The 20,565-nt window shown below is 37.2% G+C and carries 19 protein-coding genes; 4 read left to right on the forward strand and 15 right to left on the reverse strand.

From position 1 onward, the window contains the following. Window positions 1–34: 34 nt before the first annotated feature. The 14 genes from ASU31_RS11725 to rpsT form a co-directional block, all read right to left on the reverse strand. Window positions 35–1,558: an Ig-like domain repeat protein gene (locus ASU31_RS11725; RefSeq protein WP_157257981.1), complete on the reverse strand. Its 1,524-nt coding sequence runs from the start codon at window positions 1,556–1,558 to the stop codon at window positions 35–37. A 36-nt stretch (window positions 1,559–1,594) separates the two neighbouring features. Continuing rightward, on the reverse strand, window positions 1,595–4,402 hold the full coding sequence (locus ASU31_RS11730; RefSeq protein WP_057932490.1) for a TonB-dependent receptor: 2,808 nt from the start codon (window positions 4,400–4,402) through the stop codon (window positions 1,595–1,597). Window positions 4,403–4,513: 111 nt separating this feature from the next. Beyond that, window positions 4,514–5,029 (reverse strand): Mpo1 family 2-hydroxy fatty acid dioxygenase, encoded by a 516-nt coding sequence (locus ASU31_RS11735; protein WP_057932491.1) that lies wholly within the window; start codon window positions 5,027–5,029, stop codon window positions 4,514–4,516. An 87-nt stretch (window positions 5,030–5,116) separates the two neighbouring features. After that, complete coding sequence (gene rny / locus ASU31_RS11740) at window positions 5,117–6,688, reverse strand: ribonuclease Y (protein WP_029277270.1); 1,572 nt, start codon at window positions 6,686–6,688, stop codon at window positions 5,117–5,119. A 279-nt stretch (window positions 6,689–6,967) separates the two neighbouring features. Then, on the reverse strand, window positions 6,968–7,258 hold the full coding sequence (locus ASU31_RS11745) for a cell division protein ZapA (RefSeq protein WP_029277272.1): 291 nt from the start codon (window positions 7,256–7,258) through the stop codon (window positions 6,968–6,970). A 33-nt stretch (window positions 7,259–7,291) separates the two neighbouring features. Then, window positions 7,292–7,582: a hypothetical protein gene (locus tag ASU31_RS11750; RefSeq protein WP_057932492.1), complete on the reverse strand. Its 291-nt coding sequence runs from the start codon at window positions 7,580–7,582 to the stop codon at window positions 7,292–7,294. A 31-nt stretch (window positions 7,583–7,613) separates the two neighbouring features. Next, window positions 7,614–10,013: a phenylalanine--tRNA ligase subunit beta gene (gene pheT, locus ASU31_RS11755; RefSeq protein WP_057932493.1), complete on the reverse strand. Its 2,400-nt coding sequence runs from the start codon at window positions 10,011–10,013 to the stop codon at window positions 7,614–7,616. A 188-nt stretch (window positions 10,014–10,201) separates the two neighbouring features. Then, window positions 10,202–10,396 carry a hypothetical protein gene (locus tag ASU31_RS11760; RefSeq protein ID WP_057932494.1) on the reverse strand — a complete coding sequence of 65 codons (195 nt, stop codon included), beginning with the start codon at window positions 10,394–10,396 and terminating at the stop codon, window positions 10,202–10,204. Between the two features lie 15 nt (window positions 10,397–10,411). Beyond that, a complete protein-coding gene (locus ASU31_RS11765; protein ID WP_057932495.1) occupies window positions 10,412–10,609 on the reverse strand; it encodes a hypothetical protein in 198 nt (65 codons plus the stop codon). A gap of 1 nt (window position 10,610) precedes the next feature. Then, window positions 10,611–12,005 carry a radical SAM protein gene (locus ASU31_RS11770; RefSeq protein ID WP_057932496.1) on the reverse strand — a complete coding sequence of 465 codons (1,395 nt, stop codon included), beginning with the start codon at window positions 12,003–12,005 and terminating at the stop codon, window positions 10,611–10,613. 5 nt (window positions 12,006–12,010) lie between these two features. Next, complete coding sequence (locus ASU31_RS11775) at window positions 12,011–12,769, reverse strand: prolipoprotein diacylglyceryl transferase (RefSeq protein ID WP_057932497.1); 759 nt, start codon at window positions 12,767–12,769, stop codon at window positions 12,011–12,013. A gap of 3 nt (window positions 12,770–12,772) precedes the next feature. Further along, window positions 12,773–13,609, reverse strand: a complete 837-nt coding sequence (locus ASU31_RS11780) for an endonuclease/exonuclease/phosphatase family protein (RefSeq protein WP_057932498.1) — start codon at window positions 13,607–13,609, stop codon at window positions 12,773–12,775. Between the two features lie 107 nt (window positions 13,610–13,716). Continuing rightward, on the reverse strand, window positions 13,717–14,415 hold the full coding sequence (gene radC / locus ASU31_RS11785) for a RadC family protein (protein ID WP_057932499.1): 699 nt from the start codon (window positions 14,413–14,415) through the stop codon (window positions 13,717–13,719). Window positions 14,416–14,486: 71 nt separating this feature from the next. Further along, window positions 14,487–14,741: a 30S ribosomal protein S20 gene (rpsT, locus tag ASU31_RS11790; RefSeq protein WP_029277289.1), complete on the reverse strand. Its 255-nt coding sequence runs from the start codon at window positions 14,739–14,741 to the stop codon at window positions 14,487–14,489. Window positions 14,742–14,982: 241 nt separating this feature from the next. On the opposite strand from rpsT, the gene purN reads away from it, so the two are divergent. Continuing rightward, the gene (gene purN / locus ASU31_RS11795; protein WP_057932500.1) at window positions 14,983–15,561 is read left to right on the forward strand and encodes a phosphoribosylglycinamide formyltransferase; all 579 of its coding nucleotides are present in this window, start codon (window positions 14,983–14,985) and stop codon (window positions 15,559–15,561) included. Window positions 15,562–15,590: 29 nt separating this feature from the next. Here purN and ASU31_RS11800 read toward each other — a convergent pair whose 3' ends face one another. Next, window positions 15,591–16,994: an MFS transporter gene (locus tag ASU31_RS11800; protein ID WP_083505348.1), complete on the reverse strand. Its 1,404-nt coding sequence runs from the start codon at window positions 16,992–16,994 to the stop codon at window positions 15,591–15,593. A gap of 82 nt (window positions 16,995–17,076) precedes the next feature. Here ASU31_RS11800 and ASU31_RS11805 point away from each other — a divergent pair, with 82 nt between their 5' ends. The 3 genes from ASU31_RS11805 (at window position 17,077) to ASU31_RS11815 (ending at window position 20,487) form a co-directional block, all read left to right on the forward strand. Beyond that, window positions 17,077–17,448: a winged helix-turn-helix transcriptional regulator gene (locus ASU31_RS11805; RefSeq protein WP_057932501.1), complete on the forward strand. Its 372-nt coding sequence runs from the start codon at window positions 17,077–17,079 to the stop codon at window positions 17,446–17,448. A 191-nt stretch (window positions 17,449–17,639) separates the two neighbouring features. Then, the gene (purH, locus tag ASU31_RS11810) at window positions 17,640–19,166 is read left to right on the forward strand and encodes a bifunctional phosphoribosylaminoimidazolecarboxamide formyltransferase/IMP cyclohydrolase (RefSeq protein WP_057932502.1); all 1,527 of its coding nucleotides are present in this window, start codon (window positions 17,640–17,642) and stop codon (window positions 19,164–19,166) included. 298 nt (window positions 19,167–19,464) lie between these two features. Then, window positions 19,465–20,487 (forward strand): rod shape-determining protein, encoded by a 1,023-nt coding sequence (locus ASU31_RS11815; RefSeq protein WP_010601761.1) that lies wholly within the window; start codon window positions 19,465–19,467, stop codon window positions 20,485–20,487. Window positions 20,488–20,565: the final 78 nt, after the last annotated feature.

Raw genomic sequence — 20,565 nt, forward strand, 5'->3', positions numbered from 1 at the left:
TACCTGGCTTTTTGTATTTTATATTCTTGAAGGCTTAATAAACGTTAGTTTGAGGTGTAAAGTTAGCCCAACCTGCTGTCCAGTCTGAAGTACCAAATGCACCACGGTGAGTTACCACATCAAAACCAGTTAAGCCTGTAAAACTAGCGCCTGTCAATAAAATTGATCCAGTATTTAAAGTGAATTTAGGAGTAGCACCTAAATCAAAAATAGTCTCATCAATACCTAAATCTTGCCATTTTCCATAAGTTTCGTTTGCGAATGACGCTGTTTTAAACCAAACATCAATTGCCAGCGTACCAACATTACCAGTTGATTTCGTTTCAACTCCGATTGGATTTGGGAATGTTGTTGTTCCACCTGTACCGTAACCATTTGCTCCCCAACCATCAACACCTGCCAAAACAATGTTTTTTAGTACTAGCTCGCCATTTGCAGCATTGGCTAAGGTGGTTGCACCATCAATAAACAATCCATTAGGGTATGCTGTAAATACAGAATTGTAAATTTTTATTTTATTATTTCTTCTCAAATGCATTGCATTTTGAAATTGAGTTGAAATGGTTTTTGTTCTGTCTTTCTTTGGGCCGATAATTGTTACGTTCGAAAACTGAGGCGATGTGTAAGGCGTAACGCTTGATCCAGTTCCATCGTTATCAACTTCAAAACCATTAGAACCAGATTGATCGGCAGAATTTGCATCGCGGATACCAATAGCAAACTGAACGGTACCACGGAAACCAAAATCAACGTCAAAGTCATCATCAAGACCACGGTATGCAATTAAGTGTTTCGCATTTACGGTTCCGCCAAACCATTCGAAAGCATCATCTAAACCATAAGAACATTGTACGTAATCAATTACAGTTCCCGAACCTACTGAGCCCATAGTTAAAGAGTTAACCTCTTGGTTAGGATTAATCGGTGTACCAGCATAATCAATTCTCACATATTTTAAAATACCAGAGTTGTCTGTATCAACAGCACCACCGTGCCAGCCTTCGTAAGCTCCTTCTAATTCAGCCTCTCCGCCTGATTGATTGTTAGTTGCTTTTCCACATAATACAACCCCCCCCCAGTCTCCTGGCTCACGTAATCCTGCTGCACGTTCAGAAGTGAAAATAATTGGTTGAGATGCAGTACCCTCGGCAATTAATTTGTTTCCTCTTTGTACTACCAAAGTACCTTTTGTTTCTCTATCGCCGATAATTACCGTACCTGCTTCAATTTCTAAAGTGACACCTTCAACTGCTGCTAAGCCAGCTTTATTTTTGGCATCTCTACCCACTCTAACAAAACCATTAAGTCTGTAAATTTTGTCTTTAGTCCACTTGGTATTTGTAGTAATGCTTCCATTCGCAACTTCTACTATTGGTTTAGTAAATCCTGTAGCTGGATTTGTACTTGGGCCCGATCCGTTACCAGAATTATATCCTGCTTCGTTGTATTCGATAATAGTTGTTCTTTTACATGAACTAAAAATTAATGTTCCTGCCAAAACAAATACCATTGTTTTGAATCCGTTAGTACCAAATTTTGGCTTGTAAAGCTTTTTCATATTCATTTTTCCTATTTTAAGTCTTTATTTTTTATATTAAAATATTTTGTAAGAAAGTGTTAATCCGAATTGACGGCCACTTTTAAATTGTGCAGTAACCTGATCTTCTGATTGATCAAATTTCCCATCTTGATTTCCGTCTTGCATTAGCGTAAAGTTCTGGTTGAGCAAGTCGTTGAAGTTGGCTTTTAGCGATAGTTTATTAGTGAAGTTTTTTGTCACAACTAAATCAACTATGTTTCTTGGCATCTCATAAATATCCCTGATCAGGTCTGTGCCTACAAATGCAATGCGTTTTCCAGCAACATTATAAAGCAGGTTAACCTGGAATTTAGATTTAATGTTATTGTAGAATATAGCTGCATTTAAAATATATGGTGATTGCCCTTGCATCGGACGATTATTTGATTGCCCAATTGCGCTGGCACCATCAAACATTACTTTACTATTAATGTAAGAAGCATTTAACAAAATTGTGATATCATTTAAAAACTTACTTTCACTTAATCCTGCAAGTGATTTACGCATTTCTAGTTCTACCCCTATATTTCTAACATTCTGAGCGTTATTGAAATTAAAAGATTGCGCATTAGAACCCGGTATAGCAGTCATCTCAATGGCATCTTTAAATTTTTTGTAGAAACCTGAAATACTGATCAGCTCGCTTGTTGAAGGATAGAATTCATATTTTAAATCGTAATTATCAATCTTTGCTGTTTTTAAATTTGGGTTACCAGCAACATTGAAATTCTGATCAAAATCATAAAATGAAAAAGGGGCAATCTCTCTAAATTCTGGTCTGTTTAATGTTTTACCATAAGCCAGTCTGAATAAAGATTTTTCGTTCATATTAAACTGTACGTTTGCAGAAGGAAGTATCCTTGTAATATCATTATTAACATTAACAGGACCTCCAGTATCAAAACTGTTCAGTTTTTGAACGTTATTCTCTACTCTCGCACCTGCAACTATCGTTAGCTTATCTTTATACGGCAAAACAAAATTCGCGAATCCAGCTAATAGTTTATTTGAAGCATCATAATTGTCGTAAGGATTAGATTTTTCATCCAGTCTGATTCCCGTGGTCGTATTAATATTTTTCCAATCGAAAAGCTCACTTATAGTTCCTTTCAACAACGACTGATCAAAATTTAACGAATTTGCCCTCACATAACCGATGTTTCTTGAAGAAAATGTTCTTTGTTTATCTTCATAATAACCTCCAACTTTTATCGAAGGCTTAAAACCTTCAGATTTTGGAGCTAGCGCCTGTTCTACATTAAATGAACCCGTTTTGATGTCCTCATTCATTTTGGAATAAAATCTCCCTAAGAACTCTGGCTGAGCGCCACCAGTTGGCACGAAAATATTGTATGTACCATCTCCATTAGCGAGTGTTCTGTAACGTGAATAATCTGGCTGATCTCTAAATGATTTACTATAACCTAAAACCCAGTCAAATTTTGTATGCTCTTCATTGAATTTATGAACACCAGATAATTGTCCTGAATAAATACCACGATATAAAACATTCGATGCATAATTGGCGTACTCTTGTTGCTTTTCAGCCCCCAAGCGACTAACATATTGTGATGTACTTAATTGATTATACAAGTTTTTGAACTCGAAAGTATTGTTGTTATCTAATTTAAAAGCCCAGTTATGCACAACCCCTAAACGAACATTGTAGGTGTACTGATCATCATTATATCTGTAATTTTCTTCAGCAATTTTAGAAATTGGATCGTAAACCTCGTAATTCCCTCTAAACACGGCATTATTTGTTTTGCTGTTGCTATAGGTTACCGCGGTAATATTTCCCAATAACTTGTTGTTGATATTAAATCGCTTACTACCGTAGATATTTAGTTTTTGATCCAAATTAGCAGTATTAACTTCCGGCACCCAGTTATTTCTAAGTGCATGCCCTGCGGCGTTTAATTTGCTGGCATTAACCTCGTTTAAATTTGAAGGGAAATTAATAGGCAGATCATTTTCACCTGTATTGAAGCCCGTAAAATATAAACTTCCGGTATTGGTCCTTTTGAAATCTTTGAAAGTAGCATTTTGGCGGTAACTTGTGCCATAGTCGATTGTTAACCGATCATCATCAGGAATACTCTTAAGAAAAACTTTTACAACACCTCCAGCGAAATCAGCGGGAATATCAGCAGAAGGGCTTTTATAAACCAATACGCGATCGATTTGATTGCTTGGGATCAAATCAAAAGAAAAAGATCGAACGTCCGTTTCCAAGCTTGGTGCTGTCACATTGTTTAACTGAACATTATTATAGCGTTCGGCTAAACCACGGATATTAATAAAACGATTGTCTACAATAGTAATACCCGGAACACGTTTCACTACCTGTGCAGCATCCGTATCACCAGATCTCTGAATGGTTTGAGATGAAACTCCGTTTGCAATTGACTGAGATTTTTTCAGCTCTGCCAAAAGAGATACTTCAGTACCTGTTTTTCTAGCTCCTGTAATTACAACATCGTTAAGGGTAGATTGGTCATCTTCCATTACAACATCTATTACAGTCGTTTTTCCCGGAGTAACTTTTACATTCGAAATTATCTGTTTTTTAAAGGAAATAAAAGAAAAACTTACCCGGTAAGTTCCTGATTTTACAGTATTTAAAATATAATTACCTTCAGCATCACTGGTGGTACCAATTGATGTTCCTTCTATCAGGACAGATAAGCCTACCAATGTTTGACCTGTAGATTTATCCGTAATTTTACCAGAAATTTTTCCTGTTTGCGCATACGCAAGTATGCTAATCGTTAAAGCGAACACAGTGAGTGCCGCTCTTTTAAAAGAGTTTAGTAAGTCCAATTTGCCTTTATTTGATAAGGGCAAAAGTATTACCACAGTGTTAACTACAAGTTAGGTGTTAATTAACATTGCTTTACCTTAAGGTTAACTAAACGTTAAGCACTTTTAGAATCAGTAACGGATACCCACTTTCTTGCAAATGAAGTGCAATAACCAGATCGGACCTATTAACAAGAACTTAACATCATCAAGGAATGAAGGTTTTTTGCCTTCAATTTTGTGACCAATAAATTGACCAATCCAGGCGGCTACAAATATTGCCGCATAAATAGCATAGGCCGTTCCATTACCCAGGCCTACTGCTTGCTCAATTTTTACGATGATGTAACTCATTAAACCCACTACCCAGATCATCAAAAAAAACAATACCGGCGAAAGTGTAAAGTAATAATACAAGCTAAAGGCCAATAGAAAAGACGCCCAGTTAAAGAAACCGTTGTAGCTACCTAAAAAACCGATATACGGAAAAGGGATCTGCCAGATCAAACCCAGTAAGCTGAATACAATTAACGGAACACAAATCCAGTGTACCAGCTTGTTTGTTGGATTTTGATGACTTTCGGCGTACTTATCAAAAAGCACATCTACTGGCCGTTTGGGTTCGGTTGTTATGGTTTGCTTGCTCATTATGTAAAAATAAAAAAAAGCGATGGATATTCCATCGCTTTATATTAGACCTTATAGGTTTTTAAAACCTATAAGGTCTTGAGATTATTATTTTGCAAATGCTACAGAACGGGTTTCTCTGATTACAGTAACCTTAATCTGTCCTGGATAGGTCATTTCAGTTTGAATACGGGTCGAAATATCTGCAGCTAAAAGTTCTGCCTGTGCATCAGTAATACGTTCACTTTCTACAATCACGCGTAATTCTCTACCAGCCTGAATTGCAAACGTTTTTTCTACGCCAGGGTAAGATAAAGCCAGTTCTTCTAAATCTTTCAGGCGTTTGATATAACTTTCTACCACCTCACGACGCGCACCCGGACGAGCACCAGAGATCGCATCACAAGCCTGTACAATTGGAGATATCATTGAAGTCATCTCAATTTCATCGTGGTGGGCACCAATAGCATTACAGATTTCAGGATGCTCTTTATATTTTTCGGCCAATTGCATACCTAAAATCGCATGTGGCAATTCAGGGTTATCATCAGGCACCTTACCTATATCGTGTAATAAACCTGCACGTTTAGCCATTTTAGCATTTAAGCCTAATTCGGCAGCCATCGTCGCACAGAAATTAGCTACCTCACGAGAGTGATGTAACAAGTTTTGTCCGTAAGATGAACGGTAACGCATACGGCCAACCATACGGATTAACTCAGGGTGTAAACCATGGATACCCAAATCGATCACTGTACGCTCACCAATCTCTACAATCTCATCTTCGATCTGTTTTTTGGTTTTCGCTACAATTTCTTCAATACGAGCCGGGTGGATACGACCATCAGTTACCAAACGGTGTAAAGCCAAACGGGCAATTTCCCTTCTTACCGGATCGAAACCTGATAAAATAATTGCTTCCGGTGTATCATCAACAATAATCTCAATACCGGTAGCGGCTTCTAAAGCACGGATGTTTCTGCCCTCTCTACCAATAACACGACCTTTAATCTCGTCGCTTTCGATATGAAAAATAGAAACCGAATTTTCAATTGCAGCTTCGGTAGCGGTACGTTGAATGGTTTGGATGACTACTTTTTTAGCTTCTTTGCTCGCTGTTAACTTTGCCTCATCAACAATATCCTTTACCTGCATCATTGCCTGTGTACGGGCTTCTTGTTTCAGGTTTTCTACCAATTGCTCTTTAGCTTCTTCGGCAGATAGACCAGCAATGGTTTCTAATTGTTTTAGGTGTTGGTTTTTAAGCACTTCAACCTCTTCTTGCTTTTTAATCGCAATTTCGGTTTGCTTTTCTAAAACGCTTTTTTGCTTATCGAGTTCTTGTTCTTTTTTATTAAAATTTTCCATACGCTGATTTACCGATTGCTCTTTCTGCTTCATGGTATTTTCGCGTTGGTTAATGTTATTGTTTTTGGCATTCACTTCTTGCTCATGCTCAGCTTTCATTTGCAAAAACTTTTCTTTTGCTTCTAAAAGTTTATTCTTTTTTAAGATCTCTGCATTGTTTTCTGCATCTTTTAAAATCTTTTTCACTTTGTTCTGTGCGGCAACTTCCTGCTGTTTAAGCAAGTTACGCAGGAGGAATCTTCCTACCACCACTCCGATAGCTATACCCGCTATTACGGCAAATACGTATCCTAATATTTCAACTATTTCCATTTTGTTTTTTAAGTAAAAAAAAACCGCAACTAATTTTTAAAGTCTCATACATTTTAAACCTCAACTAAGCATAATTAGGGTTTAAGCCATTTTCAGGTGCCATAGCAGATGAAATACGCCCTCTTAACCCTATAGATATTGAAGTGTTAAGTTTTATAAAATTTGAAACTCAAAAACTAGCCGCGGCTATGTTTTTATGCTAAATATTGGCGCTGTCATCCTAAATTATTTTAGGCTCTGAAACAAGTTCAGAGTGACGAATCGCCGAAAGAACGAACCTTATTTTGAAAAGAAATTACTGAGTAAAACATCCAATTCTTCGACTTTATCGGCAACAGCAGTATCCTGGTTTTGTACTTTATTCTCTGTTCTCAATACGGCTGTTGCATAGTGTAACACTGCCATAGAAAGAAGATCCTGCTTATCTCTAACCGCATAATTATCCTGATAATCTTTTATGCGCTCATTGATCATTTTTGCTGCCCGTCTCACAATTTCTTCCTCTTCCATATTCACCTTTAGTGGATAAATACGGTCGGAAATGGTTATTTTAATCGAGATTTCTCCCATTTGTTTAGCTTAGTTTCTGATTTCTCTGCATCATTATTTTTTTAATAATGCAATACTTTTATCAATCTCCCGCACAAAATCGTTAATTTTTTGTTTAATGTCAAGCGACTTCTCACTTGTTCCCTCTATACTTTTAGCCAATTTTGTAACCCTTAATTTTTCATCAAGTTCTACATTTTTGCCCTTCGCTGTATCGAGTGCTACTTTTAACGATTGATTTTCAAGCTTTAATAAATCATTTTCTTCCTGTAGCGCATTACATAGCTCTAATACCTGAGCCGTTTTTTGTAATACTTTATCTAATTGATCTGCAACAGAAGCCATGAATTTATTTCTAAAAATACGAATTTATATTTTATTTCCTAATTTCTGCACCAGCTTGTGCCGTTAAATTCGCGATTAATTTCTGCATCGTGTTTTCAATCTGCTTATCGGTTAAGGTTTGTTCCTCATCCTGCAAAATAAAGTTCAAGGCATACGATTTTTTACCTTCAGGCAATTTATCACCTACATACACATCGAACACACCAACCTCCTTGATCAGCTTTTTATCGGTTTTGAAAGCAATGCCTTTTAAAGTATCGAAAGTTACGGCCTGATCGATCAATAAAGATAAATCTCTGCGCACTTGTGGGTACTTAGAAACTTCTTTATTAACGATTTTATTTTTCCTTACAATATCCAACAAGGCAGCCCAATCAAAATCGGCATAAAAAACCTCTGCATTTACATCGGCTACTTTACGGTCGGCTTTTGAAACGGCACCAAAACTTACCAGGGTTTTATCTCCACGGAAATATTTAATCCCATAAGCAAAGTTTTCGTCATTTAAAGCATCAGATTGATAGCTTGCGATACCTAAACGCGATATAATCGCATCAACTGCCGCTTTTAAATTATAGAAAGTTGCCGGTTTAGCATTTTGGTTCCATTGCTCGCTCTGTTTAGCTCCCGAGATCAACAATAATAACCTTGAGCGCTCTACATACTGCTCATTAATTAAATGATAGGTTTTACCGAATTCATAAAACCTAACATCAGCATTTTTACGGTTCTGGTTGTAAGCCACGCTCTCTAATGCTGGCATCAATAAATGCTGGCGCATTACATTTAAATCGCTGCTTAAGGGATTCAAAATAAATACGGCTTCGTCTAAATTTTTCGAATAGGCCGATTTAGTTAACGAATTGCACATAATTTCTGCATAACCGTTTGAGGTAAGCATGTCTGCAATTACGTTGTGCGTATTTTCTTTCTCAGGCTTAATGCTGTAAGAAAGCGATGCATTCACCTTTGAAGGGATTTCGATATTGTTATAACCGTAAATACGCAATACTTCTTCTGTAATATCACATTCGCGCGTTACATCAACTTTAAACGATGGTACTCTTAACGCCAAAGTATCTTCAGAGGTATTGGTTGCTGCAATACCTAAAGCAGTAATAATATGTTTAATTTCGGCTGATGGAATATTTGCACCAATTAATTTATTGATGTTGGTATAACTTACTTCAAACTCGAAAGGCTTGATATGACTTGGATAAATATCGGACACTGATGAAGAAATTTCCCCGCCAGCCAGTTCTTTAATTAATAATGCTGCATATTTTAAAGCCGTAACCGTAATTTCAGGATCAGTACCACGCTCGTAACGGAAAGAGGCATCGGTTTTTAACCCATGTCTTTTAGAAGTTTTACGTACAGAAACCGAATTAAAATAAGCACTTTCTAAGAAAATATTTTTGGTATTGACATCAACTCCTGAAGATTTTCCCCCGAAAACACCTGCAATACACATTGGCGCTTCAGTATTGCAGATCATTAAATCATCTGCACTCAGCTTACGCTCAACATCATCAAGGGTTACAAATGGCGTTCCTTCAGCAACTTTTTTCACGATTACTTTTCCGCCGCTAATTTTATCGGCATCGAAAGCATGTAGCGGCTGGCCCAAACCATGAAGTACATAATTGGTAATATCAACTACATTATTGATGGGACGTAAGCCAATTACCTTTAATTTATCTTTTAACCACTCTGGCGATTCTTTTACAGTAACGCCAGAAATTGTTAAGCTGCTGTAACGTGGGCAGGCAGCCAAATCTTCTACTTCTACCGGGATTACCAGGTTTTCGTTGTCTGTTTTAAAAGCTGAAAGATCAGGCATTTCATATTCACTTCTGAAATAAGCCGCTAAATCTCTCGCTACGCCTAAATGTGACGCCGCATCAGCACGGTTTGGTGTTAATCCGATTTCGAAAACAAAATCATCATCCATTTTGAAATGGTCTTTAGCACGGATCCCAATTTCAGTATCCTCAGCAAGGATCATAATCCCATCATGCGATTTACCTAAACCAATTTCATCTTCGGCACAGATCATCCCCTGCGAAAGTTCTCCCCTGATTTTTGATTCTTTGATTTTAAATGGTTCGCCCTCTAAAGGATATACGGTTGTGCCTACAGTAGCTACTACCACTTTTTGGCCAGCGCCTACATTTGGAGCACCGCAAACAATCTGAAGGTTTTCTTTACCACCAACGTTTACCGTAGTAATGCGTAAACGATCGGCATTGGGATGCTGAACACAGGTTAATACTTCGCCGATAACCAAACCCTCTAAACCGCCCACAACAGGCTGCACTTTTTCTACACTTTCTACTTCTAAACCAACATTGGTAAGAATTAACGAAAGCTCTTGAGGTGTTTTATCGATCTGTACGAATTGTTTTAACCAGTTATATGATATTTTCATTTTGGAGTATCAGGTAGTGAGTATCAGGTATCAAGACAAACCTCGACTGATACTCTATTTCTATAAAACGCAAAGATATTATTTAAAGGTCAAAGGAGAAAGTTAAATTATCGAGATTTGAGATTCTAGATATGAGATTCGAGACTTACAAACGCTATAACCTTGGTTAAAGAATACAATAAAAATGACTAATGGCCAATATTTAAATTAGATAGAATTACTGCACATGCGCCTGCTCCTATTACCAACATGATAACAGATGCAATAACCAGTTTAAGGCCGGGTTTAACGGGTTGATTTTTCGCAGCTTTTACGATGATCTGAATGATGCCAATTACAAACAACAATAATACAATTACCCAATATACGATGAAAATTTCCATGAACTTATTTTGAGATTAACTGTTGGCGAGCAATACTGCACAAGCACCGAAACCAATTACCACCATAATTACTGAAATGATAAGCAGTTTTAATCCAGGTTTTATGGGTTCGTTCCTTGATGATTTAATAATAATCAGAATAATCCCTACTATAAAGAGTACAACTGCGGTAAGACAGTAAATAATTAACAATCCGAATAAACCTTCTTCCATGTTAGTTCATATTTAATTTTTCCCTGATCAGGTCTATTTTGTTGTCGCGGTAAAAAATATTCATGGTTTCGAAGGGTACCATTTTATATTTATCGCTCACAATATGTACACATGATTTTTTAACAGCGCGTACATCAAAATCCAGCGGGTCCATAAAATTCATAATGATAATCCGAAATAAATTATCGTAACTTAAACTATCTGATTTTACCCTCGGCAGGCAACACATCAATTCGCCAAAGGTATCTTCGGCACAATCTACTGAAACTCCCGTACTAAATAAATTTAGCATATGTTCTTTCAATTTTTCATCGTGTTCGAAAACGATGGTATTTTTAGAATTGTTGAGTAGATCTTCCGGATTGATCAAATGTGTCATCGGGATCACTTCATCCCCGATTTTCAACGCATAGGCCATACATAGCGCATCGGGATTACAGGGCACCGGGATTAAATCCTGAGGAGTAAAAACAGGATATTGCTCATAAATTTTTCTGCGCACCTCTGTTAGCGTTATTCTTCCCTGTTGATCATTATAATCATCATTTCTGCCGGCAACCTGGGTAGGCTGAAAAGTAACCCCACGGACACATTTCTGTTTAAGCGCATAATCTAAAATATCACCAATTTCATGATCATTAAGGCCATTTTGCAAAGTAACCACCAAAGTAGTAGATACATTAAACTGATTGAGGTGATCGATGGCTTTTTTTCTTACTTCGGTAAGGTCTTCTCCCCTAAGCTTAGTCAATACTTCAGCACTGAAACTATCAAACTGCAGGTAGATTTCAAAATCAGGCATATAGCTTGCTAATTTTTCTACAAAGCCAATATCTTTTGCAATCCTAATCCCATTCGTATTCACCATTAAATGTTTAATGGGCTTTGTTTTGGCAAGATCTAAAATCTTAAAAAAATCGGGGTGTACAGTTGGTTCTCCACCCGAAAGTTGAACCACATCGGGTTCACCCTCATTTGCCACAACAATATCCATCATACGTTCTATTTCTTCCAACGTACGGTGCCTGCCATAATTTGGCGATGACATGGCATAACAGGTTGGACAGGCCAGGTTGCAACGATCAGTAACCTCTATTACGGTTAAACACGAATGCTGTTCATGATCGGTACATAAGCCACAATCATAAGGGCAACCGTAATGCACTTTGGTATTAAACTTAAGTGGCATTTCCGATTGTTTATTGTAATTGCGGATCTGTTTGTAATATTCTACATCATCGGCAATCATTACTTTGCTATCGCCATGCGTTCTGCAATTTTTCAGCATAAATACCTTAGCGTCCTGAAAAACAATTTTCGCATCGCAAAGCTGTAAACATTCGGGGCAAAGACTTTTGGTATAATCGTAGTATATATAATCTCTGGTATTGGCCATAATGTTTACCGTTTATGTAAAATCTGTTTCGAAATTCTGATAATGAATTTATAATAATAAATAAAAATAAACAATGCAGACCAATGAATGCTGCTTAAATTTAAAAATAATGAATGGTAAGGCTTTATAAATTCTACACAAAAACGGAACAGGAAATACAATGCCATAAACAATTTAAAACGGTCTCCATTGATCAATGTCTCATTTTTCAACCCATTGATCAAAAAAATCAAAAGTATGAGGTAAACCATTTCGTAGAGCATGATGGGATGCCGCAATATACCATCACCCAAATCCATACCGGTAAAAAAATGGGTAGGGATGCCGTAGGTTGGCTCGTCGATGCCCATAGAAAAACAACCAATACGGCCAATAATAAGGGCAACCAAAATCGGGATAACGTAGATATCTCCGGAGGCGATATTCACACCTATTATCTTTTTTATTAATTCAACACCAAACAAACCTCCAAGCAAGCCGCCAACAATGGTTTTACTTTGATAAAGAACTGAAAAACTAAGGTGATGGAGTACTTCGGGCGTTTCGAGCACAGCAATTACACGCGAGCCAATTAATGCCCCAAGCATAGCGCCCAACATAATCCACAGTCTGTTTTCGTCAGATATCGGGTCTTTAATTCCTTTTTTATAGAAATAATACAACCTAACACCAATTATAAATGCCAGTGTTTCGAAAATATAGTGATAGTGGTATTGGTTACCAAAAAGCTCAAATTGAAAGGGAAACAGAGATTTTAACAGCATTTATTAAAACCAAAGTCTGCAAAAAACAGGTAAATGATCAGAATAATACCTTTTATCCTTACTATCAGTTAATACGGCGAATTTCTGCACCTTAAATCCTTTGTTTACAAAAATGTAGTCGATCCTGTTTTTCAGGTCACTGTTAAAATCAAAGCCATTAAAAGTGCCTGTTGGACCATATGGAGGCTCTACAGAAACATCTTTTGCATCGATAAGAAAAGATTTTATGGTAGCAATTGCTTCTGTTTCTGGCGTTACGTTTAAGTCGCCGGTAAAAACAACCGGTAGCGTTGGTGCAATCTGCTGTATTTTACTTTTAAGCAGTTTAGCTGATTCGATCCTGGCCTGAACACCAATATGATCGTAATGTGTATTAAAAACGATAAACTCTTTTTTATTCTGCTTATCGTACAATTTAACCCAGCTGCATATCCGGTTAAGTGCAGCATCCCAACCTTTTGATGGAACATCCGGTGTCTCTGACAACCAAAAAGTTCCGCCATCTTTTTTAATGAACCTGTTTTTATCAAAATAAACAGCAGAAAATTCGCCCTTTCTTTTACCATCTTCACGGCCAACACCCACTACATCGAAATTGGAATTCTCCAAAAGCGCATCAAACTGTTCGGGTAATGCTTCCTGTACACAAAGAATATCAGCATCATGAAATTTCACCAGGGCCTTAATATTATCTTTCCGGTTAGGCCAGGCATTAACACCATCAGATGCTACATTTAAACGGATATTGTAAGTAATAATATTAATTGGGACTGCCGTTTTTTGCGCAAATGCCATAACGGTTAACAAAAGAAAAACAGGGATGATTTTTAAAGTATTCATAAATATAATTACACAATTTATTAATGCTGGGCCAGCGAGTAACACCTAATTTTAAGCCGCTATTATACTAATTTAAGGTTAATTGTACTTTAACAACCAAATATCTTTTAAATTAAATCTTCATCCCGATAACTATAGTAACGGTTATTAGCAAAAATCAGGTGATCAACCACATACAGACTAAGCAAATTTCCAGAAGCAACCATATCCCTGGTCAATTTATCGTCGCTCTCACTAGGCTTTAAACTTCCTGAAGGATGGTTATGTGCCAATACGATATTTGCGGCATTGTTTTCCAAAGCTGTTTTAAAAATAATTTTCGGATCGGCTACCGTACCTGCCTGGCCCCCTTTACTGATCAAAAATTTACCTATTACCCGGTTAGACCTGTTCAGGAGTAATATCCAGAACTCTTCGTGATTGAGATTAGCAAAAGTTTGATGTAAATATTTATAAACATCGTTAGAAGTAGTAACATGGGTAATGGCCTCTTCAGCAGTTTCCTTCCGCCTCAAACCAAGCTCAAGAGCGGCAATAATAGTTAATGCTTTGGCTTCTCCAATACCTCTAAACCTGGAAAGATCCAGAATAGAAGCTTTTCCCAGTTTTGTTAAATTGTTATCGTAAAACGACAAAATCCTTTTACTTAAATCGACAGCGGTTTCATTTCTACTTCCCGAGCCAATTAAAATAGCAATCAGTTCGGCATCTGTTAAATGTCTTCGGCCATGTAATAAAAGTTTTTCGCGCGGGCGATCTTCTTCAGCCCATAACTTTATACCTAGTTTCTGTTCGTAATTTTCCATTTTTTTTAGACAAAAAAAGGCATCCTAACTTTGGGTTAGGATGCCTTTACTAATATCGTAAAAAAATTGGCTTATTTTAAACCATTAACGAATTTCGTTAATTTTGATTTGTTATTAGCCGCTTTGTTTTTGTGGATAATATTCTTTTTAGCTAAACGATCTAACATAGAGATTACTTTAGGCAATAAATCAGATGCAGATTTTTTATCTTCTGCAGCACGTAATCTTTTAATAAAGGTACGTGTAGTTTTTGCCTGATATCTGTTACGTAAACGTTTTGTTGCGTTTGCTCTAATTCTTTTTAATGAAGATTTATGATTTGCCATTTCTATTTAGCCTTTTATTTTTCTTATTCGTTTCCTATAATTCGGGTTGCAAATATAGGATTAATGTTTTTAAATTACAAAACACTTTCAACTTTTTTTTCATTAAAATTGAACCCCATTTCCGAACTGCAAAAATACGTTAAAATTATTCATTATAAATACTTTAACTTAATTCAATAAAATTTCCTTTCCATTAAGAAAACAGGCTTAAAAATACTATTTTTGGGCAAAACGATTTTGAGTGAAAAAACGAATAGCCATCTTTGCATCAGGTTCTGGCTCCAATGCCCAAAAACTGATGGAGCATTTTAAACGGAGTAATGAAATAGAAATATCTTTGGTATTAACCAACAATGCCGATGCCTATGTATTACAGCGGGCTGATAATTTCGAAATCCCCACTCATATTTTCGACAAAAACGAGTTCTATAAAACCGACGAAATAATAGACCTTCTCAAAAATCTTGAAATCGATTTTGTTGTGCTTGCGGGTTTTCTCTGGCTGATCCCTAAAAACCTGATCCATGCTTACCCCGGCAGAATTGTAAATATCCATCCGGCAATCCTTCCTAAATTTGGCGGTAAAGGCATGTATGGAGATCATGTACACAATGCCGTTATGGCCGCCGGCGAAACTGAAGGCGGAATAACCATTCATTATGTTAATGAAAACTATGATGAAGGTGAATATATTTATCAGGCCAGGTACAGAATAGACAAAAACGATAACCTGGAAATGGTAAAGTTTAAAGGTCAGCAGCTCGAACACCAGCATTACCCACGTATTGTAGAAACCATTGTTAAAAAGATAAAAAAATAGCTTTTATATAAGATTCTCCATCTCACAAATTATATAGATTGTTTGTTTGCTTTTGGTGTCAAAGCCAATAAAACACTTACAATAATGAGGAAGCCTATATTTAATAATGTTGCCCATCGGTAAGCAACCGGAAATAATGTTAATACAGGTGGATTATCCAGGTGCTGAAAAAAAACGCCTCCCACTACTGCAACCCCTATAGCTACCGAGATCTGCTGCAGGGTTAAATAAATGCCCGATGAGGCACCTAACATATCTTCAGGAATACTTTTTAAAGATATAGTCATTAATGAAGGTAGAATTGTACCACAGCCAACCCCATAAACAAACAATATAATGGTAATTTGCCATTGAAGGGCATCAGGTGAATTAAATATAATTAGGTGAAAAACGAGTGCCACAATCATAATAACCGATCCGAACAGCGATACATATTTACCATAACGGGTTACCCGGCTTGCAAAAAACATGGATGCGAGCACGTAACCCATTCCCTGGCAAACAAAGTAGATTCCGGTATAGACGGAACTAATGCCCATCCCGTTTTGTAAGTAAACGGTATTGATCAAAAAGTAAGAATCCTGAACAAGATAATAAAATAGCGAAATTAAAAGCCCTATCCTGAAATCGAAATTCTTAAACACCTTTATATTGAGCAAAGGATTTTTCCCCAAGCTTTTGCTTAACCACTGATGATAAATAAAAGCAAGTAACAAAACTACCGATAGTATTAACAAGGCAATACTCCAAACTGGCCAATTCAACTCCCTCCCCCTGATAAGCGGATAAATAAATGCCGTTAAAGTTAACATCAGCAACAAGCTTCCGGTAAAATCAAATTTCTCAGCGATTTTTACCTGCGACTCTTTAAGGTATTTAAAGCCCAATACAACAGCAATTAGCCCGATAGGCACATTTATCAAAAAAATCAAACGCCAGCCTTGTGAAATAATTTCCAGATCAGGGATTAAGCCCCCTAAAAACTGACCAACAACAGAGGCAATGCCCGCAACACTACCATACACGCCGAGCACTTTTACCCTTTCTTTAGGATCAGGAAATAAATCCGGGATAAAAGACATTCCTTGCGGAACCATAAAAGCAGCACTTATTCCCTGAATAAACCTGGCAATGTTTAGCTGGGTTGCCGATTGTGAAAACCCACAAACAAAAGAAGCAGTTGTAAAGACCAACATCCCGGTAAAAAAAACCTTTTTCTTTCCGAAATATTCACCTGCCCGCCCACCAGTAACAAGGAAGGAAGCGTAGCCCACAATATACATTACGATTACAAACTGCATATCGGCATCGGTGCCTTTAATACCAGATTTGATGGCAGGAAGCGCCACATTTACAATGAACAGATCCAGCACAGATAAAAATATGGCCGAACACACAATTAACAACAGAAACCACCTTTGATTTTTTTTCATAGCCTTGCTTTTCTTATATTTAAAATTTAAAGTAAGAAAACGCTTTACTGGCAATCAAGTAGTCTTATAAACCGTACCAAGTATGCAAAACAGTACCAATAATGAATATAAAGCAGTTACAAATGGAGAAAATCAGGATTTATTTTTAAATGACTCCCCATTGACAGGTGTTTTTAAGGTGATTGGGGGTAAATGGAAAATTATGCTCATTAAAGCTATTGCAGCACAATGTCCTAAAAGGTTCGGCGAGCTTAAGCGCGAGATGAATTTCTTAAGCCAGGGTACGCTCACTACACAACTTAAAGAAATGGAACGCGATGGCCTTATCCTCCGCGAAGCTTTTGCAGAATCTCCACCACGCGTAGAGTATAAACTAACCAGTGTAGGTAAAAGCCTCCTTCCGGTAGTAGCCGTTTTAGAAGATTGGTGGAACACCTTCCAGGCAAACAAATAGCAACACATATAAAGTAACTGGGCACCCATTTAGCGCCAATATTACCTTCATAAATAAAGCTTAAAAATGCTGCTGGAAAAGAAAAAATACCCAACAAATAAAAATATATAAATTATTTCATTTTTATTGGATTCTGCGCCTAAATAAATGCCTCTGTTTTACTACCTTTGCGGCTCAAAATTTTCAGTAGAATGAGTCAATCCATTAAAATCAAAAACGCTTTAATCTCAGTATATTATAAAGATGGTTTGGAGCCATTGGTAAAATTATTGGCCGCGCAAGGGGTACAGTTATTTTCTACCGGTGGAACAGAACAGTTCATCAAAGATTTAAACCTTCCTGTTACAGCGGTTGAAGATTTAACAGGTTATCCATCTATTTTGGGCGGACGTGTTAAAACCTTACACCCAAAAGTATTTGGCGGAATTTTAAACCGTAGAGCATTAGCTGGCGACCAGGAGCAGATTGCTGAATATGAAATCCCTGAAATTGATTTGGTTATTGTTGACTTATACCCTTTTGAAGAAACCGTAAAAGCAGGCGGAACACCGGAAGAAATTATCGAGAAAATCGATATCGGTGGTATTTCCTTAATCCGTGCAGCTGCGAAAAACTTCAACGATGTGGTGATTATTGCATCTAAAAACGACTATCCTACTTTACAAGCCCAATTAGAAGCACAAAATGGTGAAACTACTTTAGCACAACGTAAATCGTTCGCTAAAACAGCTTTCCACACTTCTTCACACTACGATACTGCAATATTTAATTACTTCAACACAGAAGAACCGCTTGATGTTTTCAAACAAAGTGTAACAGAAGCTAAAACTTTACGTTATGGCGAAAACCCTCATCAAGGTGGTGTATTTTATGGCGATTTAGATGCGATGTTTACCAAACTTAACGGTAAAGAGCTTTCATATAACAACCTGGTTGATGTAGATGCAGCTGTTGCGTTGATCGACGAATTTGAGGAGCCAACTTTTGCAATCTTAAAACATACAAACGCTTGTGGTATTGCTTCCCGCCCTACTGTTAAACAAGCCTGGATTGATGCCTTAGCCTGTGATCCGGTTTCTGCTTTTGGTGGTGTATTGATTACCAATGTTGCGGTAGATTTAGAAACGGCCCAGGAAATCAACAATCTTTTCTTTGAAGTGTTAATTGCTCCTTCTTACCAAGCAGAAGCGATTGAGTTATTCAGCAAAAAGAAAAACCGCGTTATTTTACAACGTAACGAGGTTGAGTTGAGCAAAAAACAATTTAAAACCTTATTAAACGGTGTAATTGAGCAGGATAAAGATTTAATTATCGAAGGTCCTGAACAAATGACAACCGTAACGGATAAAGCACCAACTGCACAAGAGTTAAAAGACTTATTCTTTGCCAATAAAATTGTAAAACACACCAAATCGAACACCATTGTTTTAGTTAAGGATGATGTTTTAATTGCAAGCGGCGTTGGTCAAACTTCACGTGTTGATGCCTTGAGACAAGCGATTGAAAAAGCAGCCTCTTTCGGATTCAGTGTTAAAGGTGCAGCGATGGCATCTGATGCTTTCTTCCCTTTCCCTGATTGTGTTGAAATTGCTGCCGAAGCCGGAATTACAGCTGTTCTGCAACCAGGTGGATCGATTAAAGATGCTGATTCTGTTGCTAAAGCAAACGAAAAAGGTATTGCAATGGTAACTACGGGGGTAAGACATTTTAAACACTAGAAAGGTAGAAGGTTGAGGGTTTAGAGGTGGAAGGTTATGCATTATGCCGTAATTGCGAGGCACGAAGCAATCTTACGTATTACTATAGTAGATTACTTTGTTTCTTGTATTATAAATTAACCTAAGCAATAGTAAGACTGCTTTAACCTAAGAATTACCGGTTTTTATTTTCTGAACATTTTAATTGCCTTAAAAACAATTTAATAACTGAAGAAAATAAAACTTAAAACAATAAAAAAGCTATTTTTACATTAGGAATAGTATAGATTTGATAAAATAAAGAAAACATACCTTATACATGGGATTATTTAACTGGTTTACGCAAGAAGTTGCCATCGATTTAGGCACTGCGAATACCCTGATTATACATAACGACAAAGTAGTTGTAGATGAGCCATCTATCGTTGCTTTCGATCGTACTACAAACAAAGTCATTGCTATAGGTCGTCAGGCAATGCAAATGGAGGGTAAAACCCACGATAATATTAAAACCGTTCGTCCATTAAAGGATGGTGTTATTGCCGATTTCAACGCTGCTGAAGCGATGATTAAAGGCATGATCCGTATGCTTAATGGCGGTAAAGGCTGGATGTTCCCTTCTTTACGTATGGTAATCTGTATTCCATCTGGTATTACTGAAGTAGAAAAACGTGCTGTACGCGATTCAGCTGAAATTGCCGGTGCAAAAGAGGTATACTTAATTCATGAGCCAATGGCCGCTGCTGTGGGTATCGGGATTGATGTAGAAGAGCCAATGGGTAACATGATTATCGATATAGGTGGAGGTACAACCGAAATTGCGGTTATCGCTTTATCAGGTATCGTGTGCGATCAATCTATCCGCGTTGCGGGAGATAACTTCGACTCTGATATTGTAAACTACATCCGCCGTCAGCACAATATTATGATTGGTGACCGTACCGCTGAAAAAATTAAAATTGAAGTTGGTGCAGCTTTACCTGAATTACAGGATGCTCCTGCCGATTTCGCAGTTCAAGGTCGCGATTTAATGACTGGTGTACCAAAGCAGATTACTGTGTCTTATACTGAAATTGCCCACTGTTTAGATAAATCGATCTCTAAAATTGAAGAAGCAATTTTAAAAGCTTTAGAGATTACCCCTCCAGAGCTTTCAGCAGATATTTACCAAACTGGTATTTATTTAACTGGTGGTGGTGCATTGTTAAGAGGTTTAGATAAGCGTGTAGCTGCTAAAACCAAATTACCCGTTCATGTTGCAGAAGATCCGCTTCGTGCAGTAGTTCGTGGAACCGGCATCGCCCTTAAAAACATTGGCGGATATAAATTCTTAATGCAATAACCCAGATTTGGGATAAGAGATGTGAGATTTGAGACTAATTATCCAAACTCATATCTCATATCTCAGGTCTCATATCCC

The organism is Pedobacter ginsenosidimutans (genome assembly GCF_001442625.1).
Lineage (GTDB): Bacteria > Bacteroidota > Bacteroidia > Sphingobacteriales > Sphingobacteriaceae > Pedobacter > Pedobacter ginsenosidimutans.

Bases quoted from the DNA above. Each gene is read 5' to 3' on its own strand.
- ASU31_RS11750 (WP_057932492.1), bottom strand. From the start codon at position 7,582: ATGGCTTCTGTTGCAGATCAATTAGATAAAGTATTACAAAAAACGGCT.
- ASU31_RS11800 (WP_083505348.1), bottom strand. From the start codon at position 16,994: ATGAAAAAAAATCAAAGGTGGTTTCTGTTGTTAATTGTGTGTTCGGCC.
- ASU31_RS11805 (WP_057932501.1), top strand. From the start codon at position 17,077: ATGCAAAACAGTACCAATAATGAATATAAAGCAGTTACAAATGGAGAA.
- ASU31_RS11725 (WP_157257981.1), bottom strand. From the start codon at position 1,558: ATGAAAAAGCTTTACAAGCCAAAATTTGGTACTAACGGATTCAAAACA.
- rny (WP_029277270.1), bottom strand. From the start codon at position 6,688: ATGGAAATAGTTGAAATATTAGGATACGTATTTGCCGTAATAGCGGGT.
- ASU31_RS11775 (WP_057932497.1), bottom strand. From the start codon at position 12,769: ATGCTGTTAAAATCTCTGTTTCCCTTTCAATTTGAGCTTTTTGGTAAC.
- ASU31_RS11760 (WP_057932494.1), bottom strand. From the start codon at position 10,396: ATGGAAATTTTCATCGTATATTGGGTAATTGTATTATTGTTGTTTGTA.
- ASU31_RS11815 (WP_010601761.1), top strand. From the start codon at position 19,465: ATGGGATTATTTAACTGGTTTACGCAAGAAGTTGCCATCGATTTAGGC.
- ASU31_RS11765 (WP_057932495.1), bottom strand. From the start codon at position 10,609: ATGGAAGAAGGTTTATTCGGATTGTTAATTATTTACTGTCTTACCGCA.
- radC (WP_057932499.1), bottom strand. From the start codon at position 14,415: ATGGAAAATTACGAACAGAAACTAGGTATAAAGTTATGGGCTGAAGAA.
- ASU31_RS11735 (WP_057932491.1), bottom strand. From the start codon at position 5,029: ATGAGCAAGCAAACCATAACAACCGAACCCAAACGGCCAGTAGATGTG.
- ASU31_RS11780 (WP_057932498.1), bottom strand. From the start codon at position 13,609: ATGAATACTTTAAAAATCATCCCTGTTTTTCTTTTGTTAACCGTTATG.
- purH (WP_057932502.1), top strand. From the start codon at position 17,640: ATGAGTCAATCCATTAAAATCAAAAACGCTTTAATCTCAGTATATTAT.
- ASU31_RS11745 (WP_029277272.1), bottom strand. From the start codon at position 7,258: ATGGGAGAAATCTCGATTAAAATAACCATTTCCGACCGTATTTATCCA.
- rpsT (WP_029277289.1), bottom strand. From the start codon at position 14,741: ATGGCAAATCATAAATCTTCATTAAAAAGAATTAGAGCAAACGCAACA.
- ASU31_RS11770 (WP_057932496.1), bottom strand. From the start codon at position 12,005: ATGGCCAATACCAGAGATTATATATACTACGATTATACCAAAAGTCTT.
- pheT (WP_057932493.1), bottom strand. From the start codon at position 10,013: ATGAAAATATCATATAACTGGTTAAAACAATTCGTACAGATCGATAAA.